General features: G+C 56.0%; 12 protein-coding genes and 2 pseudogenes. 4 read left to right on the top strand and 10 right to left on the bottom strand.

Annotated elements, in window-relative coordinates:
* Positions 1–3: 3 nt before the first annotated feature.
* Both lysA and HH216_RS11130 read left to right on the top strand, forming a co-directional pair.
* Positions 4–1,275, top strand: coding sequence for a diaminopimelate decarboxylase (gene lysA / locus HH216_RS11135; RefSeq protein WP_169550884.1), 1,272 nt, complete (start codon positions 4–6; stop codon positions 1,273–1,275).
* A gap of 85 nt (positions 1,276–1,360) precedes the next feature.
* Positions 1,361–2,074, top strand: a complete 714-nt coding sequence (locus HH216_RS11130; protein WP_169550883.1) for a YebC/PmpR family DNA-binding transcriptional regulator — start codon at positions 1,361–1,363, stop codon at positions 2,072–2,074.
* A gap of 202 nt (positions 2,075–2,276) precedes the next feature.
* On the opposite strand, the gene HH216_RS11125 is transcribed toward HH216_RS11130, so the two are convergent.
* The 8 genes from HH216_RS11125 to HH216_RS11090 form a co-directional block, all read right to left on the bottom strand.
* Complete coding sequence (locus HH216_RS11125; protein WP_169550882.1) at positions 2,277–5,192, bottom strand: T9SS type B sorting domain-containing protein; 2,916 nt, start codon at positions 5,190–5,192, stop codon at positions 2,277–2,279.
* A 76-nt stretch (positions 5,193–5,268) separates the two neighbouring features.
* A complete protein-coding gene (locus HH216_RS11120; protein ID WP_169550881.1) occupies positions 5,269–6,246 on the bottom strand; it encodes a glycosyltransferase family 2 protein in 978 nt (325 codons plus the stop codon).
* Positions 6,247–6,370: 124 nt separating this feature from the next.
* Entirely contained in the window at positions 6,371–7,858 is a 1,488-nt protein-coding gene (locus HH216_RS11115; protein WP_169550880.1) for a circularly permuted type 2 ATP-grasp protein, read from the bottom strand.
* 166 nt (positions 7,859–8,024) lie between these two features.
* Positions 8,025–10,613, bottom strand: a complete 2,589-nt coding sequence (locus tag HH216_RS11110; protein ID WP_169550879.1) for a penicillin-binding protein 1A — start codon at positions 10,611–10,613, stop codon at positions 8,025–8,027.
* Positions 10,614–10,822: 209 nt separating this feature from the next.
* Positions 10,823–11,338: a peptide-methionine (R)-S-oxide reductase MsrB gene (gene msrB / locus HH216_RS11105; RefSeq protein WP_169550878.1), complete on the bottom strand. Its 516-nt coding sequence runs from the start codon at positions 11,336–11,338 to the stop codon at positions 10,823–10,825.
* Positions 11,339–11,425: 87 nt separating this feature from the next.
* Complete coding sequence (locus tag HH216_RS11100) at positions 11,426–12,259, bottom strand: anti-sigma factor (RefSeq protein ID WP_169550877.1); 834 nt, start codon at positions 12,257–12,259, stop codon at positions 11,426–11,428.
* Positions 12,256–12,816, bottom strand: coding sequence for an RNA polymerase sigma factor (locus HH216_RS11095; protein WP_169550876.1), 561 nt, complete (start codon positions 12,814–12,816; stop codon positions 12,256–12,258). Before HH216_RS11095 ends, HH216_RS11100 begins: the two co-directional genes overlap by 4 nt.
* 331 nt (positions 12,817–13,147) lie before the next feature.
* Entirely contained in the window at positions 13,148–13,501 is a 354-nt protein-coding gene (locus HH216_RS11090; protein ID WP_169550875.1) for a hypothetical protein, read from the bottom strand.
* A 135-nt stretch (positions 13,502–13,636) separates the two neighbouring features.
* Here HH216_RS11090 and amaB point away from each other — a divergent pair.
* Positions 13,637–15,159, top strand: a pseudogene (gene amaB, locus HH216_RS11085) (L-piperidine-6-carboxylate dehydrogenase).
* 12 nt (positions 15,160–15,171) lie between these two features.
* Here amaB and HH216_RS11080 read toward each other — a convergent pair.
* Positions 15,172–16,595: pseudogene (locus HH216_RS11080) on the bottom strand (glycoside hydrolase family 30 protein).
* A gap of 165 nt (positions 16,596–16,760) precedes the next feature.
* Between HH216_RS11080 and HH216_RS11075 the strand changes: the two are divergent.
* A complete protein-coding gene (locus HH216_RS11075) occupies positions 16,761–17,525 on the top strand; it encodes an OBAP family protein (protein ID WP_169550874.1) in 765 nt (254 codons plus the stop codon).
* Positions 17,526–17,816: 291 nt separating this feature from the next.
* Here the strand turns inward: HH216_RS11075 and HH216_RS11070 are convergent, their stop codons facing one another.
* Positions 17,817–18,803 (bottom strand): aldose 1-epimerase, encoded by a 987-nt coding sequence (locus HH216_RS11070; RefSeq protein ID WP_169550873.1) that lies wholly within the window; start codon positions 18,801–18,803, stop codon positions 17,817–17,819.
* Between the last annotated feature and the right edge of the window lie 21 nt (positions 18,804–18,824).

Raw genomic sequence — 18,824 nt, 5'->3', positions numbered from 1 at the left:
AGTATGCAACTTGAACCATCTTCGGGTCGGTCGGCCCGCTACCAGATTCAGGGCGTCGATGTACTCAGCATAGCCGAGCAGTTTGGTCTGCCGCTGTATGTGTACGATGCTAACAAAATTATCGAAAAAATCGGCGACCTACGGTCGGCATTTAGCGGGGTAAATCTGCGCATAAAATACGCGGCAAAAGCCCTGACCAACGTGTCGATTTTGAAGCTAATGCGGCAGCAGGGCGTCGAGATGGATTCGGTGTCGATCAACGAAGCACGAATGGGTATGCTGGCCGGGTTTGCTCCGGAGCAGATCATGTTCACGCCCAGCGGGGTTTCGTTCGACGAAGTTCGGGAAGCCATCGAACTGGGCGTACAGCTCAACGTCGATAGCCTGTCGCTGCTCGAATGGGTAGGGCAGAATTACGGCGGCAGCGTCCCGGTGAGTATTCGCATTAACCCGCACATCAGCGAAGGCGGTAACCTGAAAATCTCGACCGGCCACGCCGATTCCAAGTTCGGTATTTCGGTGGAGCAACGAGCCGACATTCGCCGGATCGTGGAGCAGTACGCCATCCACATTGTCGGGCTACACGTTCACACCGGCTCTGATTTCAAAAACGCCAGTGCGTTTCTCGACGGTGCCGCCGTGCTATTCAACATGGCAACCGACTACACGGATCTGCGCTTTATCGACTTCGGCAGCGGTTTCAAAGTTGCTTACAAGGAAGGCGATCACGTAACCGACATTGCCGATCTGGGTCAGAAAGTGAGTACTGCTTTTCAGGCGTTCTGCGAGCGGTACGGTCGTAACCTCGAACTGTGGTTTGAGCCGGGCAAATTCCTGGTCAGCGAGAGTGGACATCTGCTGGTGCAGACAAACATTGTCAAGGAGAATCCAACCCGGACGTTTGCGGCTGTCGACTCTGGTCTGAACCACCTGATTCGGCCAATGATGTACGACTCGTGGCACGACATTCGGAACGTATCGAATCCGGAAGGCGACGAAAAGCCGTATACGGTTGTTGGTTATATCTGCGAAACTGATACGTTTGCCACCGATCGGCCTCTGCCGGAAGTACGGCCCGGCGATGTATTGTCGTTCGAGAATGCGGGAGCGTATGGCTTCAGCATGGCCTCGACCTACAATGCCCGGTTCCGCCCAGCGGAAGTGCTGGTCTACGACGGTGCGCCCTACCTGATTCGGCAGCGCGATACTTTCGAAGACCTAATGCGCGGCCAGGTCGACGTACCAGTTTTGAATACGGAAGAAATTGCTCAGTAAGTTTAATGTTTCAAGTTTAACGGTCAAGGTTGACTTCGATTGCCATGAACGTTAAACGTTAAACCTCGAACCACAAACCAAGAAAATGGGACGCGCGTTTGAATACCGGAAAGCCCGGAAAATGAAACGGTGGGGCCAAATGGCCAAAACCTTTACCCGCATCGGAAAAGACATCGTGATGGCCGTGAAAAGCGGGGGCCCTGACCCTGACTCCAACGGTCGGCTGCGGGCTATCATCCAGAATGCCAAGGCGGCCAACATGCCGAAAGACAATGTCGACCGGGCGATCAAGAAGGCATCATCCAAAGATCAGGAAGACTACAAGGAGATCGTGTACGAAGCCTACGCGCCCCACGGCATCGCGCTGGTAATCGAAACGGCAACCGACAACCACAACCGTACCGTTGCCAACGTTCGCAGCTATCTCAACAAGCTGGGCGGTAGTCTCGGCACACAGGGTATGCTCGACTTCATGTTCGATCGTAAATCAGTTTTCCGGATTCCGGCCGAAGGTATCGATCAGGAAGAACTGGAACTGGAACTGATCGACATAGGTGGCGACGAAATCGAATTCGACGACGAGACGGAGCAATTCGTTATTTATGGTGAATTTACGGCCTTCGGTGCGATTCAGAAATTCCTCGAAGAAAAAGGCTACGAAATCAAACAGGCCGAATTTGAACGTATCCCGAACGACTACAAAGAACTGACAGACGAAGAGGTTGCCGACGTCGAGAAGCTGATCGAGCGCATCGAGGAAGACGACGATGTGCAGACGGTTTACCACAACATGAAGTAAACGATCTTCTGGCAAGTAGCTATCAGGTGATGAAACGGAAAGGTTCTCTCGTTCCCGGCCCTTGGACGCTGATTTTCGTCATAGCGACAGCGCTGTTCATACTGGCTGTCTGGTGGCTACTTAACCGGTTTATGTAACAGTTACGCTTACGCAAAAAAGGGGGCCTTGTTTCGACAAGGCCCCCTTTTTTGTGTGTCGGTGCTTACCGCATGCTGACCCCTTCGCGTAGAATCTGCACGTAGCCTTTGAAGACCTGCGCTGGGGTATTGCGATCCAGTACCGCGTACCGAACCGTGGCCTGATAGTAGTACAGACCACTGGGCAGCTCCGTACCATCGCTGGCCCGGCCGTCCCAGTTGAGCACCGCCGTCGTTGTTTCGTATACTTTCGTGCCGTAGCGGTTGAAGACCACAAACGTGACGCTTTCTACCGCCCGCGCACAGCGCATCGGCTGGAAGGTGTCGTTTTTGCCGTCGCCGTTGGGGGTGAACACGTTAGGCAGGGCGAAATACGGACAGGCATCGTTGCAGACACGGTTGGACGGTACACTCTCCTGCCCTCGCGCATTTACCGCCGTTACGTAATAACAACCCGCCACCGTCGTCAGGCTACTATGGTCAAATGTGGTCGTAGGTGCGTTGACGCTGGTCAGCAGCGCGGGCGTATCCTGACTGTATCGGCCGTAGTAAATTTTGTAGCTGGCCACGTTGGGATCGCAGTTAACCCCGCTGGTCTGACGCCAGCGCAGCTTATTGGTAAAGCTGCTCAGGTTGCACTGACTCTCGGGGGACAGGCTGGCGCAGTTCAGACTATCCAGACCTAGATTGACCGGGCAGGGCCGGGTGGTATCGGTGGGCATGGCGCAACTGACCTGACTGTCGTTTTTTAGTATGCCAAACACCGCCAGCCGCGTGTCGGTATAACGGCCCTGCGTCGTCACCCGGTAGCAGTAGCTGCTGTCGGCGGTTAGCTGGCGGCTGGTGTTGCCGTCGGCTACGTAGGTATCGTTGCCCGTGTCGGTGAAGGTGTAGGTACCACTACCCTGCACAGATACGTCGGCGATGCGGTTGAACGGACCGTTGGGGCCGGAACGACTGCGGTAGACAATATGGGTCTGGTTGTCGTTGCTCCAGGGCGTGTTTGTCTGCCAGCTTAGCACTACGCTCCGGTTGGCCGGAGCCGTGCTAAGCCGCACACTCGAAGCCGCATCAGCCACGCCCAGCGAGGTGAGTTGCCGGGTTGTGGGGTCGGTGTAGAAGAACTCGATTTGGTAGCGATAGGCATTGGCAGTCGTGTTGAGCGCACTGGTTGAAGTACCCTGATCGACATAAACCGTATCGACTACATTCCGGTCCAGGTTGGTACTAACCGTGCCAATAGTGGTGAACGCCGTGCCACTCAAGCCCGTCGCCCGCTGAATGCGGTACTGGTAAGGCGCACCCAGATCACCCGCCCGCAGGTCGAGGGGACGGGCCCAGCGCAGGGTAATACGCCCGCGTGTTTCGTTGGTACTGTCGACGGTGACCTGCGTCAGCACGGGCGTCAGGCGCGGGAGTTCAAGACACACCTGCTGAGACGGCAGGCTCAAGCCCCCGTTGTTGACGTCGCCGGGGTTACGGGCAACGATGATGTAGGAGTAAACGACGCCCCGTCGGAGAGCCGTAGTGTCAGTAAACGTCGTAGCCGTGTAAGGCACCCGACCAACTTCCGTGAAGCCTAGTCCCGCCGGAACGCCAGTCGTACAGGAGACGGATGGGATGTTCGAACAGCTTCCCTCGCGCCGGTAGATAATCAGTTTGGTCGTATCAGGTCCGAGGCCCACGTCGACGATGCGGCCACAGCTATAAGCCGCCCAGTTGATCTGGATGGCGCGGCCCCCGGCCACGGCACTGGCCCGGCCAGTGAGGTTACGCACGGCAGGGGCAATGATTTTCACACTCAATGTCGCGAACGAAACAAGCGTAGTCGTACCACGAGGCGGCACGTCGCTGGCTTTTAGGGTAATATCATACGGCTGATTGCGGACCTGGTTACAGTTGGTCTGCCAATAAAACGTAGCCGTACCGGGCTGCGCCAGCGGTGTCCCGCCGTTGATGAGCCGGGCATATTCCTGCGGAACGCTCAAACTGGCTGGCAGTGGCGACCCATCCGCCAGTACGTTCAGTGGTCCGCCATAGGCGTTGATGATAACCCGTTGTCCATCGGGGTCAGTGGCGGTAATCGGTTGCTGAATCAGCGTACCCGCTTCCACGCAGAGCGACGCCCCCGCAATCAGCGGTCGTTTATTCGGCTGATCGACTACCACAATCTGCATATCGCGGGTGACTTCGCCAATCAGTACGCCATTGCGCCATTCCTCCACAATGAAGGCAAAGTTGAACTGACCAATTCGGTTAGGTGAATCCCAACAGAGCTGCCCGGTGCGGGAGTCGATCGTGAAACTGGGCGCACCTCCCGTCTCGCTGGTGGTGCTGTAAACGGTCGGATCCTGATAAGCCGGAATTACGCGGCTCCGGCAGCTGTTAGGCAAGCCTTCCTGTGGTTTGCTCAGACGGTAAGCCAGGCTGTCGCCGTCGGCATCGTAAGCCGCCGGGTTGTGGCAAAACCGCTGACCAACACGAGCTGAGTCGAGGGGTGGGTTGAGCATCACCGGCGTCGAGTTCAGGCCCAGGTTCGTCGGAATTAGAATCGTGGTCGAGACGAAGAACGTCAGGTTGTCCGACGTAGCCGGTGGCGGGAGGTTGATCGTACCGGCGTTCCGGTTGGCAATCTGCACGCTGATCGTGTAGACACCCGGCCCCGGAAAGGTGTGCGTCGTCCGGTAGATGTTGATCGACGACGTACGCCCGTTGATAAACCGAATCGGTAGCTGCCGGTTGACCGACTCCGTCGTGTTATCGCCGAAACAGAACGTGTACGAGTTCGCATCGCGGGCGGCAGCGGCACCGGTCCGTTCGTCGTAATAAGCCGTCAGCGTCACCTCATAGCTGAGCGACGTAGCCGACAAACGCCGAGTGGTGATTTCACCGGCTCGTACGTGCGTCGCCTGACTCACGTACGGCAGCAACAGTAACCCGAAAAAAAGGGCTGTCAGCCCGTATCTGTACAGTAAACGCATAGTCTTGACGCATTTCAAATACAACGCATATTCACCCTGAAAGCGTATTAATTGGGCCACCTGAAACCTGTGTTTTTCAGACCTTGTACAGCCCGGACCGATTGAATATAGTTTTCCAGAAAAAACGGCCAAAAATTCCTACCTGCCGGGCAAACATCCGCTGATTGTCCAGCTCCAGAAACGGTGATTTTCGGTTCTTCAGGTTGATGAGCATCTTCCCCGCAAAGACCACCGGCACAAGCAGTTCGTAGTGGGCCATGAGCAGCAGATAGGCCCCTACGCCATACTGCTTGCGCACCCACAACAGCTGCGATACCTGAATCTGCGACCGAAAGCGGTTGATGTGTGTTACGACGTGCTTACTGTTGTCGCTGCTACCGTATTCGAGGTGAATAAACCGGGCGTCGGGCAAGAGTAGCAACCGGCCCTGCTTACCGAGCCGATAGCCCCACTCCACGTCTTCGCCGTACATAAAAAACGATTCATCCAGCCCACCCGCTTTGGCAATGGTCGAGGGGCGGGTCATCAGAAACGCGCCCGACAGCCATTCGACCTGCGCGGGGTCGGCAAACTGAGGGTCGGGTAACTGACGGCTGAGCCAGTCTTCAGACCGCTGCCCCGCTGGCAGGATGTAGAACGCCCGGCGCATCTGATTGAATGTCGTGTATAGATTCGGGCGCAGGCTTCCGTCAGCCCCGAGTTGGTGCGCACCCACAGCCGCTACGTCGGGCTGTTCATCCAGCACCCGAACGCAACGGGCCAGTACGTTATCAATCAGCAGCGTATCGGAGTTGAGCAACAGCACGTTGCGGCCCGTTGCGTGCTGAATACCGAGATTATTTGCCCGCGCAAACCCGGCATTATACCCCATATCAAACCAGCGGACGTCGGCGTAGTAGGCCATCACCTGATCCCGACTGTCGTCTTCCGACTGGTTGTCAACGATAATTATCTCGAACGTAATGCCACTGGTATGGGTGTATACCGACGCCAGACAGTCGAGAATCAGTCGGGGCGTTTTGTAATTGACAATGATGATACTCAGATCCGGCAAAGCAGGCAGGGTTGGTCGGCGGTAAAGATAGTTTAAGGTTTACTGTTTAACGTTTAAGGTTGCTGCCGCAGTCAATCTTTTCACCGCGATAGCAACCTTAAACGTTAAACAGTAAACCTCAAACTTAATACAACACCCACGTATCCTTGCCGCCACCACCCTGCGAGGAGTTGACCACGAGGGAGCCTTTGCGGAGGGCAACGCGCGTCAGACCGCCGGGAATTACGTTGACACCATCGCCGTAGAGAATGTACGGACGCAGGTCGACGTGACGCCCCTCCGCCCGGTCGCCAACCAGGCAGGGCACCCGCGAAAGCGAAATCGTCGGCTGGGCGATGTAGTTGCGCGGGTTTTCGCGGATCTTCTGCCGGAACAGTTCGTGCTCTTCTTTGTCGGCTTTCGGCCCGATCAGCATCCCGTAGCCGCCCGCTTCGTTGGCTTCTTTCACGACCAGTTGCTCAATGTTGTCGAGCACGTACTGACAGTCTTCCTCTTCGCGGCAGATGTAGGTCCGTACGTTCGGGATAATCGGCTCTTCGTTGAGGTAGTACTCGATGATGCGGGGCACGTACGCATAAATTACTTTATCGTCGCCAACGCCGGTTCCGGGGGCGTTGGCGAGTGCGACACGGCCTTTTTTGTAAATCTCGAAAATACCCGGTACCCCAATCATCGAGTCGGGGTTGAACGCTTCCGGGTCGAGGAAGGTATCGTCGATGCGCCGGTAAATGACGTCGACAATCTGGAAACCTTTCGTGGTTCGCATCTTCACGTAACCACCCGACACGACCAGATCCCGTGCTTCGACCAGTTCAACACCCATTTGCTGGGCGAGGTATGAATGCTCGAAGTAAGCCGAGTTGTAAATGCCCGGTGTCAGCACGACCACCGTCGGGTTGGGCCGGTCGGCAATGAACTGAAGCATTTGCAGCAACCGCGTCGGGTAGTCGGATACGGGCCGAACGCCGGTTTTTGCCAGCACTTCCGGGAACGTCTGCTTGGTCAGTTCGCGGTTTTCGAGCATGTACGACACGCCCGACGGACAGCGCAGGTTATCTTCCAGCACCATGAACTGCCCGTCTTCACCCCGGATCAGGTCGGTACCGGTAATGTGACACCAAATGCCTTTCGGCGGATGAACCCCCATGCAGACGGGCAGGAATGACTTACTCGACTCGATCAGATCGCGGGGTACCACGCCGTCGTTCAGAATCCGCTGATCGTTATATACGTCGTCGAGAAACATATTCAGCGCCTTGATCCGCTGAATGAGTCCTGCTTCCAGCCGATCCCACTCGGCCGATTCGATCACGCGCGGGATAATGTCGATGGGCATAATCCGCTCAGTACCCTCGCCTTCCGAGTACACATTGAACGTGATACCCATGCTCATCAGCGATCGCTCGGCAGCATGTTGCCGGCTCACCATGTCTTCGCAGGTCAGCTGTTCGACGCGTTGCTGGAACGGCGCGTAGCCCGAACGTACCTGCGTTTCATCGACGAACATTTCATCAAAAAAATCCTCGGTGCGGTAGTCGGAAAAACTAAAATTGGTGGGCTTCTGGCTCTGCGACTGATTCATGCCGTTGAGCGATTGCGACTGCGACTGCATAGGTTAGCTAAGACAATAAAATACAATGTATGGCTAAATAGGCCGTAAGCCAAATAAACGACGCAACATAGACCCAAATGCCACATAAAACAAGCACGTTCCCTTTTTACAAACCAGATGAACCGCGCCATAAACACGTTGACCCGCCTGAGCGGGTCAACGTGTACTATCGGTTACCCGTCGTATCGGGCGGGGTAGTCGGCTCGGTAGGCGGGGCAGTCTGAATAAAGGTTGAATCCGTGGCTTCGCTATTCGTACTCGTCGAATCAGATTCGTCCGATTCTTCCTCATCATCCGGGTAGCTACATCCTTCGTACTCTTTCGTCACCGCAAATGTCGGCTTCGGAAATGGCCCCTGTAACGGTTTGAACTTCGGATCGGCGTAGACTTTCTGGAGAAACGTACCAACGATTGGCAGGGCCGTTCGGGCTCCTTCGCCCAGATCGGTCGATCGGAAGTGAATGCTGCGATCGTCACCGCCGACCCAGGCCCCCACCACCAGATTGTTCGACACAGCGACAAACCAGCCGTCGGAGTTATTGGACGTCGTACCCGTTTTAGCCCCAATCTCGTTACGATTTTTGAACAGATCGTATTGCCACAAACTCTGCGACGTACCACCTGACTCCTGCAAACCACCCTGTAGCATGTAGCGCATCAGGAAGGCCGACTCAGGGCTGATTGCGCGTCGGGTCGTCGCTGTAAAGGTCTGAATCTCTTTACCATCCCGGTCTTCGATCCGCTGCACAATGATCGGGTCGGTGGCTTCACCGTCGTTAACGAATGTGCAGTAAGCGCCCACCAGTTCGTAAAGCGACACGTCCGACGAGCCAAGCCCGATCGACGGCACAGCGTCGAGCCGGCTTTTTATGCCCATCCGATGCGCGTATTCGGCCACCCGCTCCGGCCCTACCCGATCGGTCAGTTCAGCCGTGATCGAGTTGACCGACCGGGCCATTGCCCGACGCAGCGTCATACTCGAATAGGTATAGTAGCCCGTCGAGTTGCGGGGTTCCCACACTTTATCCTCGCCGTTTTCGCGGTAATCCTTGCGGAACGGTTTGTCGGTAATCCGGTCGCAGGGGCTCATGTTGCTGAGCGTGTCGTCGATGGCGGTGGTGTACACAAACGGCTTAAAGGTCGATCCCGGCTGCCGCTTGCCCTGTTTGACGTGGTCGTACTTGAAATAATCGTAGTCCAGCCCACCGACCCATGCCCGGATGTAGCCCGTGTGCGGGTCCATGGCCACCATGCCCGCCTGTAGAAAATGCTTGTAGTAAGCAATGGAGTCGTACGGCGTCATCTCGGTTGAGTCGTAGCCGCGCTTATTATTCCAGCTGAACACCCGCATCTTGTACTTTTTATTCTTCATGTAGTACATGATCGAATCGGGGTACAGCGGCATGAAACGACGGCTCAGCGATTTGTAACGCTCGGTCCGGCGGGCTACGGAATCAATAAAGCCGGGCAGTTCGTTGCCGTCTTCGTCGGTCCACGGATTTTCGTCGCCCCAGTGATCATTGAACGCCTGCTGGAGCTTCTTCATCTTTTCCGATGTGGCGCTCTCGGCGTAGGTCTGCATGCGTGAATCGATGGTCGTTACGATGCGCAACCCATCGGTGTAGAGATCGTAGCCGTTCTCGTCGCCCCACTTCTTCACAAAATCCTGCACCGCGTTCTTGAGGTAACTGGCCGGGCCGGAGTACGGATTTTCGGGTGTAAAGTCAGTTACCAGCGGCAGGGCACTGATCGAATCGGCCTGATTTTTAGTCAGGAACTTGTACTTCGCCATCTGGGCCAGCACGATATTCCGCCGATCTTTCGACCGTTTGGGGTTTTTCAGCGGGTTATAGGCCGTCGTTGCTTTCTGCAAACCAACCAGCACAGCCCCTTCCTGCACGTTCAGGCTGTCGGGCTCTTTGTCGAAAAACGTACGGGCGGCTGTTTTCAACCCGAATGAGTTACTGCCAAAGTCAACCGTATTGAAGTAATAGGTCAGGATTTCGTTTTTCGAGAAATTACGCTCCAGCTTCAACGCCATTAGCCATTCCTTCGACTTGTAAACGATCGTCCGGACCACCGGAATACGGGTCAGCAGACCGGTATCCTGCTTCCGCCGGGTCTTGAACAGGTTCTTGGCCAGCTGTTGCGTAATCGTCGACCCACCGCCATCGCGCCCCAGGCTCAGCACAGCCCGACCAATGGCCCGGGGGTCGATACCGCCGTGCGAGAAGAACCGCACGTCTTCCGTCGCGACGAGCGCGCTGATGAGCGGTTTCGGAATGTTTTCGAACTTGATGGGCGTGCGGTTTTCGGCGTAGAACTTCCCGATCATCACCCCGTCCTGCGAGTAGATCTCCGACGCCTGATTGAGCTTCGGATTTTTCAGTTCCTCCACGCTCGGCATCGGGCCGGTGAGGTACAGGAAGTTGTAATTGATTACGAAGACGTACAGCCCGAGCAGCAATGCCCCGATCATCGCGAAGCGGGTGCCGTTTTTCAAATACGGATAATACCAGCTATTGGGGTCGACGTAGCGGTGAACAAACGAACGCAGGCGGTCGCGGTACTCGTAATAGCTTTCAGACCAGGCACTGACGCGTTCTTCACCGGCTACGCGGGCCGTTTGCCGGTAAATGTGTCGGCCGACTCCGCGTCTGACATCACCAAGCTGCGCCCGGCGCCGTCGAATTCGCTGCCGGAACGTGCCAAAGGCGTGCCTGACAGCGCGGAATCGCTTCCTATCTTCACTCATGCGATTAGTTGCGAATAAGAGGTTGGTTCAGGGTTTCCTGAGTCCCCCGAAGGTTGTATTTACGTACTGGCGGGGTCTCAAATATAACGTATTTCGGCCCATCTCGCGCATACCGCCCATCCGATTCACCGGCCGCCCCAACGGCCACCCAGCCATAAAACGAAACAGCCGACCCTTGGCGGGGTCGGCTGTTTCGTGCGAAGTGTCTCTTATTTTTTGTCAAACAACATGGCGGCTCCGTTCATGCAATAGCGCAGGCCGGTTGGCTTAGGGCCGTCATCGAACACGTGACCGAGGTGACCATCGCACACGCTGCACAGAATTTCGGTCCGCGCCATGCCATACGACTTATCGACTTTCTCTTTCACCGCATCTTTCGCGATGGGCTTATAAAAACTCGGCCAGCCTGTTCCCGAATCAAACTTCGTATCCGACACGAACAGCGGGTTTTTGCAGGCAGCACACACAAACGTGCCGTGCTCGTGGATGTCGTTGAGTGGGCTGGTGAAGGCACGCTCCGTACCGTGTTCGCGCAAGATATAGTACTGCTCAGCCGTGAGTGTTTTCTTCCACTCGGCGTTGGTCTTCACCACCCGACGGCCACCCGGCGATGTATCGCTGATCGTCTTTTTTAGTGGATCTCCAGCGGCATTCGACAGACTGGGAATCAGCAGGATACCAGCCAGCAGGCCAGCGTACAGTTTCGATAGGGGTGTCTTTTTCATAGTTCGTTCAGTAGGTATTGTCAGAAGCCCGGCGAGTGGCCGGGCTTCGTAAGTAAAACGTAAAATTGTGGGGCTGCGTTCCCATTGCTAGGCAGTAGGTGACATCGCCAGCAGTGTCTCCATCGAGGGCGTTGGGCTTCCTCCGCGTTTCTCTACCGTAACGGCAAACGCATCGGCTTCGGCAATAGCCCGGTTCAGTTTCTGAAGGGCCGTACCGTCTAGATTACCATCAAACACGCCAGCATCAATCGGCTTACCGTTAACCAGCGACCACAGCTGATACTGCTTGTCGGCGGGTAAGGCAGGCAGCGATTTTACTTCGACGGCCACCTGCTTGGTGCCGGGATTCCAGAACACCAGGATATCGCCCTTGGGTGATTTGTCGTTGCCACGCAGTTCCAGCGTGCGGGTGCCGGGCTGCCGCAACATGGCAAGCGTCTGCTCGGTTTGCTGTTGACTGGTACGCGTCTGCTTCAGTTCATTCTGCATCGATTCGTTGGCTTCCCGCAGTGAGGCCATCGCTTTCTGGTTCGACTGAAGCTGGGTGATCAGGAAATACGAAAAAAACAGGACCAGCAGCGCAGCCGCAGCCGCTACCATCCAGGTCGTTTTGTACGTATATGGTTGTGTGGCGGCAACGGGCGCTTCCCGGTCAAGGGGTAGCGGCCGGACGATTGTGTTATTATCGTCGGCTTCCTCAAACGTCAATTGACTAGCAATCCGGTCCCGCAGGCCAGTTGGTGGTTCTATACTGTGCAGCAGGGCGTAGTTCTCCACCGATAGCATCAGCTCGTCGAGCTCGTGCCTAATTTCGGGGTATATAGACGCCAGACAGTTAACCTCCCGCAGTTCCTGATCGCTAACCGCGCCGACTGCGTATGAGTCCAGAATGCCTGAAGCTATGTACTCTTCTACGTTCATGACTTAAACAATTGTTTCAGTTCCTGTAAAGCCGCGCGAATACGGGTCTTGACCGTACCGAGAGGCAGATTTAGTTCATCGGCCGCTTCTTCGTGGGTGTAGCCACCAAAATACACCAGGTCGATCAACTGTCGACGGTCGGGCCTGAGCTGGCTGACCACATCCTGTATGCCGATATGCTCGGGGTTAGGTTGCTGGGTATTATGCTGCCGATCAACTACATGTACGTTTTCTTCATCTGTACGGATTGCGTTGGCTGAAGAAGGCTGCGATTTTTGTGCGCGCAACGCGTCGATTGCCGTGTTGCGGGCTACGTTCAGCATCCAGGTAAACAGGCGACCCTTGCTGGGGTCGTAGGCATCAAGATTTTTCCAGATTTTGACGAAGATGTCCTGCACCAGATCCTGAGCATGCTCTTCTTCGCGCACAATCCGCAACACAACACCGTAAAGCGCAGGCGAATACTGATCGTATAGCCAGTGGAATGCCTTCTGATCGCGCTGGACCAACTTCTCGATCAGGACACTTTCCGAGACCAGGGATGATTGACGTTTCACAAGGAGGTAATTATACGCACCAATTGGAGATGAATTTTACAGGAACAGAGTAGCATTTTAATCAAATGCTAATCCAATTATAAAGCCCGTCGGGGTAAATGTATCCTTTTTGGTTAACAATATTTTCGCTGAGTAAACAACGTCTATAGACGAGCCTATCACCCGTGCGTTGCTCCATACCGTTACCAACAGGCATCAAACTAAAGCATAAAACACCAGATTGCCTAAACATCGAGAGGCAGTGACTATTGCGAGGCAAGTCGTGCCCATGCAATAATCACTGCCCGACCGACAGCCCATTGGTGATTACACCCGTCAGGCGGGGATTACCCTAGCGGTTACCCCGTTTTTTGGGCTTCGGCGTCGCTGCCGGACCTGCGGCTGCACTACCCACGCCCGTCGGAGCGTTCGTCACGGCGTCGGAATTGTAATTCGTAACGTTACTGTTGTTGATGGCCGTGCCGTCGTCGGTGGCTGCGTTGCGGTAACGCTCTTCCTCCACCCGGCTCGATACTTTGGACGTACCCCGTTTTTTCGACATCATCTTTCCGCCTTTTCGCGCCGATTTGGGCATGGTATCGGCTGCTACAACATTATGACCCGGGCTGGGTTTCCGATCAAACGACAGCGCTGGTACGGCCGAAACAATCAGCAGACTCAGTGCGATATGCATACTGGTTTTCATAACAGGATAGGTTAATCTGGTTTACTGAATATGCCAGTATGAACCCGCGTTATTCCGAAAAGTTTTAGCAACTACACGTTGTTTACCGACGGGCCGATAGCTTTGTTAGGTAATCAGCAAACCCGTTTTGTTTGTATGCAGACCATCCTTCCCTTACCGACTCAACACGTCAAGCCCGGCACCAGCACGGGGCAGCAGTTCTGGAGTTCGACCGAGAAAACGATTGATTCGTACTCCCCCGCCGATGGGCAACTCATCGCCCGGGTTCACCCCTCCACCCGCGCTGACTACGACCGCGTAGTTGAAACAGCACAGGCCGCACTGACCGAATGGCGGCTGGTACCGGCCCCACGCCGGGGCGAAATTGTCCGGCAGATGGGTGAGCAGTTCCGGCGTTACAAGCGTGAACTGGGTACACTGGTCAGTTACGAAATGGGCAAGTCGTTGCAGGAGGGGTTGGGCGAAGTGCAGGAAATCATCGATATCTGCGACTTCGCCGTGGGGCAGTCACGGCAGCTATACGGGCTGTCGATGCACTCCGAACGACCGGCGCACCGGATGCTGGAGCAGTGGCATCCGCTGGGTGTCGTCGGGATTATTTCGGCGTTTAACTTTCCGGTAGCTGTCTGGGCCTGGAACGCGATGATTGCCTGGGTCTGCGGGAATGTCTGCGTCTGGAAACCGTCGGAGAAAACGCCCCTCACGGCCCTCACCTGCCAGCAGATCATCAGCGACGTGCTGCGCAACAACGACGTACCGGAGGGTGTATCGTGCCTGATTACCGGGGGCAGGTGGCGGGCGAATGGCTGGCGCACGACCCGCGCATTGCGCTCCTTTCTGCCACGGGCAGCACCCGCATGGGCCGGGCGGTGGCGACGGCGGTGGCGAGTCGGCTGGGGAAAAGCCTGCTCGAACTGGGTGGTAACAACGCCATTATCGTCACCGAACATGCCGACCTCGACCTGGCCATTCCGGCTATTGTGTTTGGGGCGGTCGGCACAGCCGGGCAGCGATGCACCACCACCCGCCGAATCATCGTGCAGGACAGTATCTACGACGATGTAAAAAATCGGCTGGCGAACGCGTACGCGCAACTGCGTATCGGTAATCCGCTCGACGAGTCGTTTCACGTGGGCCCACTGATCGACACCGACGCCGTGCGGGGTTATCAGCAAGCCATCGACGCCGTTCAGCAGGCGGGTGGTCGGTTTGTGGTGGAGCCGGGCATACTCGACGGTCCGGGCTTTACGTCGGGCTGTTACGTGAAGCCGTGCATCGCCGAAGCGCAGAACGACTGGGCCATTGTGCAGCACGAAACCTTCGCCCCTATCCTGTATCTACTCCGCTACACGACGCTCGACGACGCCATTGCGCAGCAAAACGCCGTACCGCAGGGCTTATCGTCTGCCATTTTTACGCTGAACCTGCGCGAAGCCGAGCGGTTCCTGTCGGTGGCAGGTTCCGACTGCGGCATTGCCAACGTCAACATCGGTACGTCGGGTGCCGAAATCGGGGGTGCGTTTGGTGGCGAAAAAGAAACCGGCGGTGGGCGCGAATCGGGCTCTGATGCGTGGAAAGCGTATATGCGTCGCCAGACCAACACTATCAACTACGGCACGACGATGCCACTGGCGCAGGGGATTTCGTTTGAATTGTAAGTGGGTGCCTGTTCACCAGTGATACGTTCCAACTGATCGCTTGGGCAATGTGCTGACTATCGACTGGCCTTTGTACCGGATATTGAACGACCTAGTGGCGTCACTGTCGTTCAGCACAAGCACCGTGATACCGCCATCGGGGTCTTAAACGCTACATTGGGTAGCGCGCTGACGGTATTGGACGCGATACGAACCGACCCCGGCCGCACCAGCTTCGAGGCCGTAGCAATGGTGTAATAAGCCGGGTTGCGCGTTACCGCGTTCCCCGCCAGCGTAACGGCTCCCAGGCACTGTGTACAGCCGCCGGGTGTATGCGGTTTCTGATTCGGGTCGGCGGCCAGATTCCACTCCAGCACCGTCCGGGCCCAGTTGCGCGTGGCCCCGATGATCAGCGTTTTTACGTGCCAGTTCACATCAACAACCATGTTGCCTGGTGCGCCAACCCATTGCTCGGTGAAATATATGTTCTTGTCTGGGTAGGCGTTGTGTACGTCCGACAGTGCCGTAATCGGACCGGCGTAGAAGTGAAAAGCCGACCCATCGACGTATTGCCGGGCGTCGGGGTCGTTGAGGATGGCAAGCGGATAATCGGGGTGGTCGGCGTTGTGGTCGTACAGCAGGATTTTCGTAGCGAGCTTCGCCTGCCGGAACGCGGGGCCGAGGTTATGTTTGATGAATGCAGCCTGTTCGGTCGGCAGCATCAGCAAACTCGGGTTGTTGCCCGGATGCAGCGGCTCATTCTGAATCGTGATCGCGTCGATCCGAATACCTTCCGTCTGCATACCCTGAATGTACTTCACGAAATATCGGGCGTAGGCATCGTAAAAGTCAGGCAGCAGGCTCCCTCCTTTCGACTCGCGGTTGGTTTTCATCCAGACCGGCGGGGACCACGGCGACCCTAAAATCCGGATCGCTGGATTGATCGCCAGAATCTGCTTCAGCACCGGAATCAGATACGTTCGATCGGGGTCAAGCGAGAAGTTGGTCAGTGCCGGGTCGGTTTGTCCATCCGGCAGGTCATCGTACGAAAACACTTTCCCGTCGAGGTCCGACGCGCCAATGCTGATACGCAGATAGCTCACGCCGATACCGTTGCCAGCCGTAGAAAACAGTTCATTCAGCAGTGCCGACCGCGCCGATGTGTCCATCTGTTGCAGCAGCATGGCACTGCCGCCCGTCAGGGTGTAGCCGAAGCCGTCGATGGTCTGAAACGTCTGGCTTTCGTCAATACCGATCGTCGGGTTTTCATTGGCAACGCTGCCAAACGATAACATTCCGGGTTGCTTCACGAACAGAGCCGAGCCGTCGGGATTGGTGAGCCAGTACTCAGCGCCTTTCGCAGCAATTCGGCCTACGGTTGGGCGGAAGCAGGCGGTCGTCAGACCAAACAGTACCAGGGCGGTCAGCAAAGCCGGTACGTTACGTAGAAAAGTCATTCGTCTAATCTGCTAAGTGATGTCGCGGTGTGAAGCTAGCGGTTAAACGGCAAACACGGAAGCGATTACCCACCGGCCTCTACCCGTCCCACTCCCTCACTCCCCAGGCCGGTTTTCAACGATTCGGGTACCCCGGCAGTAGCTGTAGAAAAACAGATCGCAACTATGGCTTCGTTTCGTTGGGTGGTCAGTACGGCCTGGATACTACTGCTGGGCTGCGGGGGCGACAATACATCGTCGAACGTTAAGTCGCCGGGCGAAACGACGACCGCCAAAACCAAGACACTGGCCGCCGGTGCCGACCTGCTCCAGAATAAAGCCCCGCTGCGTAAGCTGAGCATGTATCTGGACGGTTTTCACTTTTACAACGGCGATCAGCGGGGGCAGATGGAAGCGCACCACTTCTGCTCGGTCATCAACGAAGACGTAACCCAGTGCATCATCTACGACGGCAATGGCGAAAACGCCAAGATCATGGGGGTTGAATACATCGTTTCGGAGAAGCTGTTTGCCAGCCTGCCCACTGACGAAAAAAAGCTGTGGCACAGCCACGTGTTCGAAGTAAAATCCGGTCAATTGATTGCGCCCGGCATTCCGGAACTAGCCGAGCACGAACTGATGGAAAAGCTGGTGTCGACCTACGGCAAGACGTTTCATACCTGGCACACCGACCAGGATTTTACGCTACCCATCGGCCACCCGATGATTATGATGGGCTTTACGAAAGACGGACAGCTAAACCCAGCGTTGGTAGCCGACCGAAACCGCCGGTTCGGCGTGTCGACGGACGCAAAGAGGAAAGACCGGGCCACGATCGCATCCCCGCCGATTCAGCCCGGTGCCGATGCCTGGCAGCAGGGCGACGTGGTACAGCTTACCCTGACGGACTCCGCAGCACCAGCCCACAATCACCGGGCCGTTAGGCAATAATTAACGCCCCTCCCATCAGGGCTATTACGGTTTTTTGGCATGAAGGTTTTGACAGGACCCTTCTACCCCTAAATCCCCTTCAGGGCAGGGCCGATAATGGTCAAATTTTCTTCGGTCTGTTTACCCCCCGGCCCCCTGAAGGGGGAGAAGTCTATTTACGGAATGCTCCCCCTTTAGGGGGCTGGGGGGTAGATTATCCAGAACATAACAACCCTGCCCTTCAGGGGATTTAGGGGTAAAATAGCCCTCTCCGTCAGGGAGAACTCGGAGGGGGTTCAACGCCCCATTGCCTTACTCAAGCCGGACACTTATGTCTCCGCAGAACGTGTGGCCCGGTGTCAGCACGACTAATCCTTCACCGTTGTTGAACGAGTCAACGTTGGCCGACAGTGGCTCAATGGCGACACTGTCCCGGCGGGGTGGCGTGAAACATACCAGGTAGTTAAGTTTGCCCGGCCCCGTTTGCTGGCGCATAACGATACTGGCGTTGGCAGCATCCGAACGCAGGCTGGTTTCCAGATAGCCTTCCTCACCCGTTTTCAGCTCATAGGCATTGTCAAGCTGAACACCATTCAGCGACAGTGGTTCTTTCTCGCGAACCGCTTCGCGCCCCGTCGGAATCATCGTTTTCTGATCGAGCACGATGGGCGCGCGGTCCGGCATCGTGATCGTCAGCGTATCGACAGATTGACCGTTGAACGTAAAGTACGGATGCCAGCCAAAAGCGACCGGACAATTGACCGACCCGGTGTTCAGGGCTTCGTATGACAGGTGCATGGTCGTCGGCCCGGCGGTTTTACGCAACGAATAAGACACGGTAAAATCAAACGGAAACGGATACCCTACCGTGTCGCCTTTGTGCTGATACCGGATCGTCAGGCACGCTTCAGTCGAGGTAACTTCCTTGTTGACGACGGTAAATTCTTTGTCGCTGATAAACCCGTGGATCGAGTTGTCGCGGTTCATTTCGTTGAGCCGCAACGCGTGGTCGCTGCCCTCAAAACTATACGTACCGTGCTTGATTCGGCTGGGGTACGGAAAAAGCAGCGCACCAGCGTACATCTCGTCGGCTACCAATGACGAAAGCGAGGTAGGGGCATGAAGAATCGGAATCAGCTTCTCGTCTTTCCGGAGGGCGAGCCGCCGGAGAAGACCGCCGTAACCGGGTATGACGGTCATGTATTCCCCGGTTTCGGTATCCTTGATTGTGTATTCAATAATGGGGTCGTACTGATCGGGCAGCACCCCAAACGGTTCTGACGTGATTACGTAGGCCATGCAGCTATGTGTAGGAAGTTT

The sequence above is a fragment of the Spirosoma rhododendri genome (genome assembly GCF_012849055.1).
Lineage (GTDB): Bacteria > Bacteroidota > Bacteroidia > Cytophagales > Spirosomataceae > Spirosoma > Spirosoma rhododendri.
The sequence above is the reverse complement of the archived record's forward strand: the minus strand, read 5'-3'. Positions and strand labels throughout refer to the sequence as shown.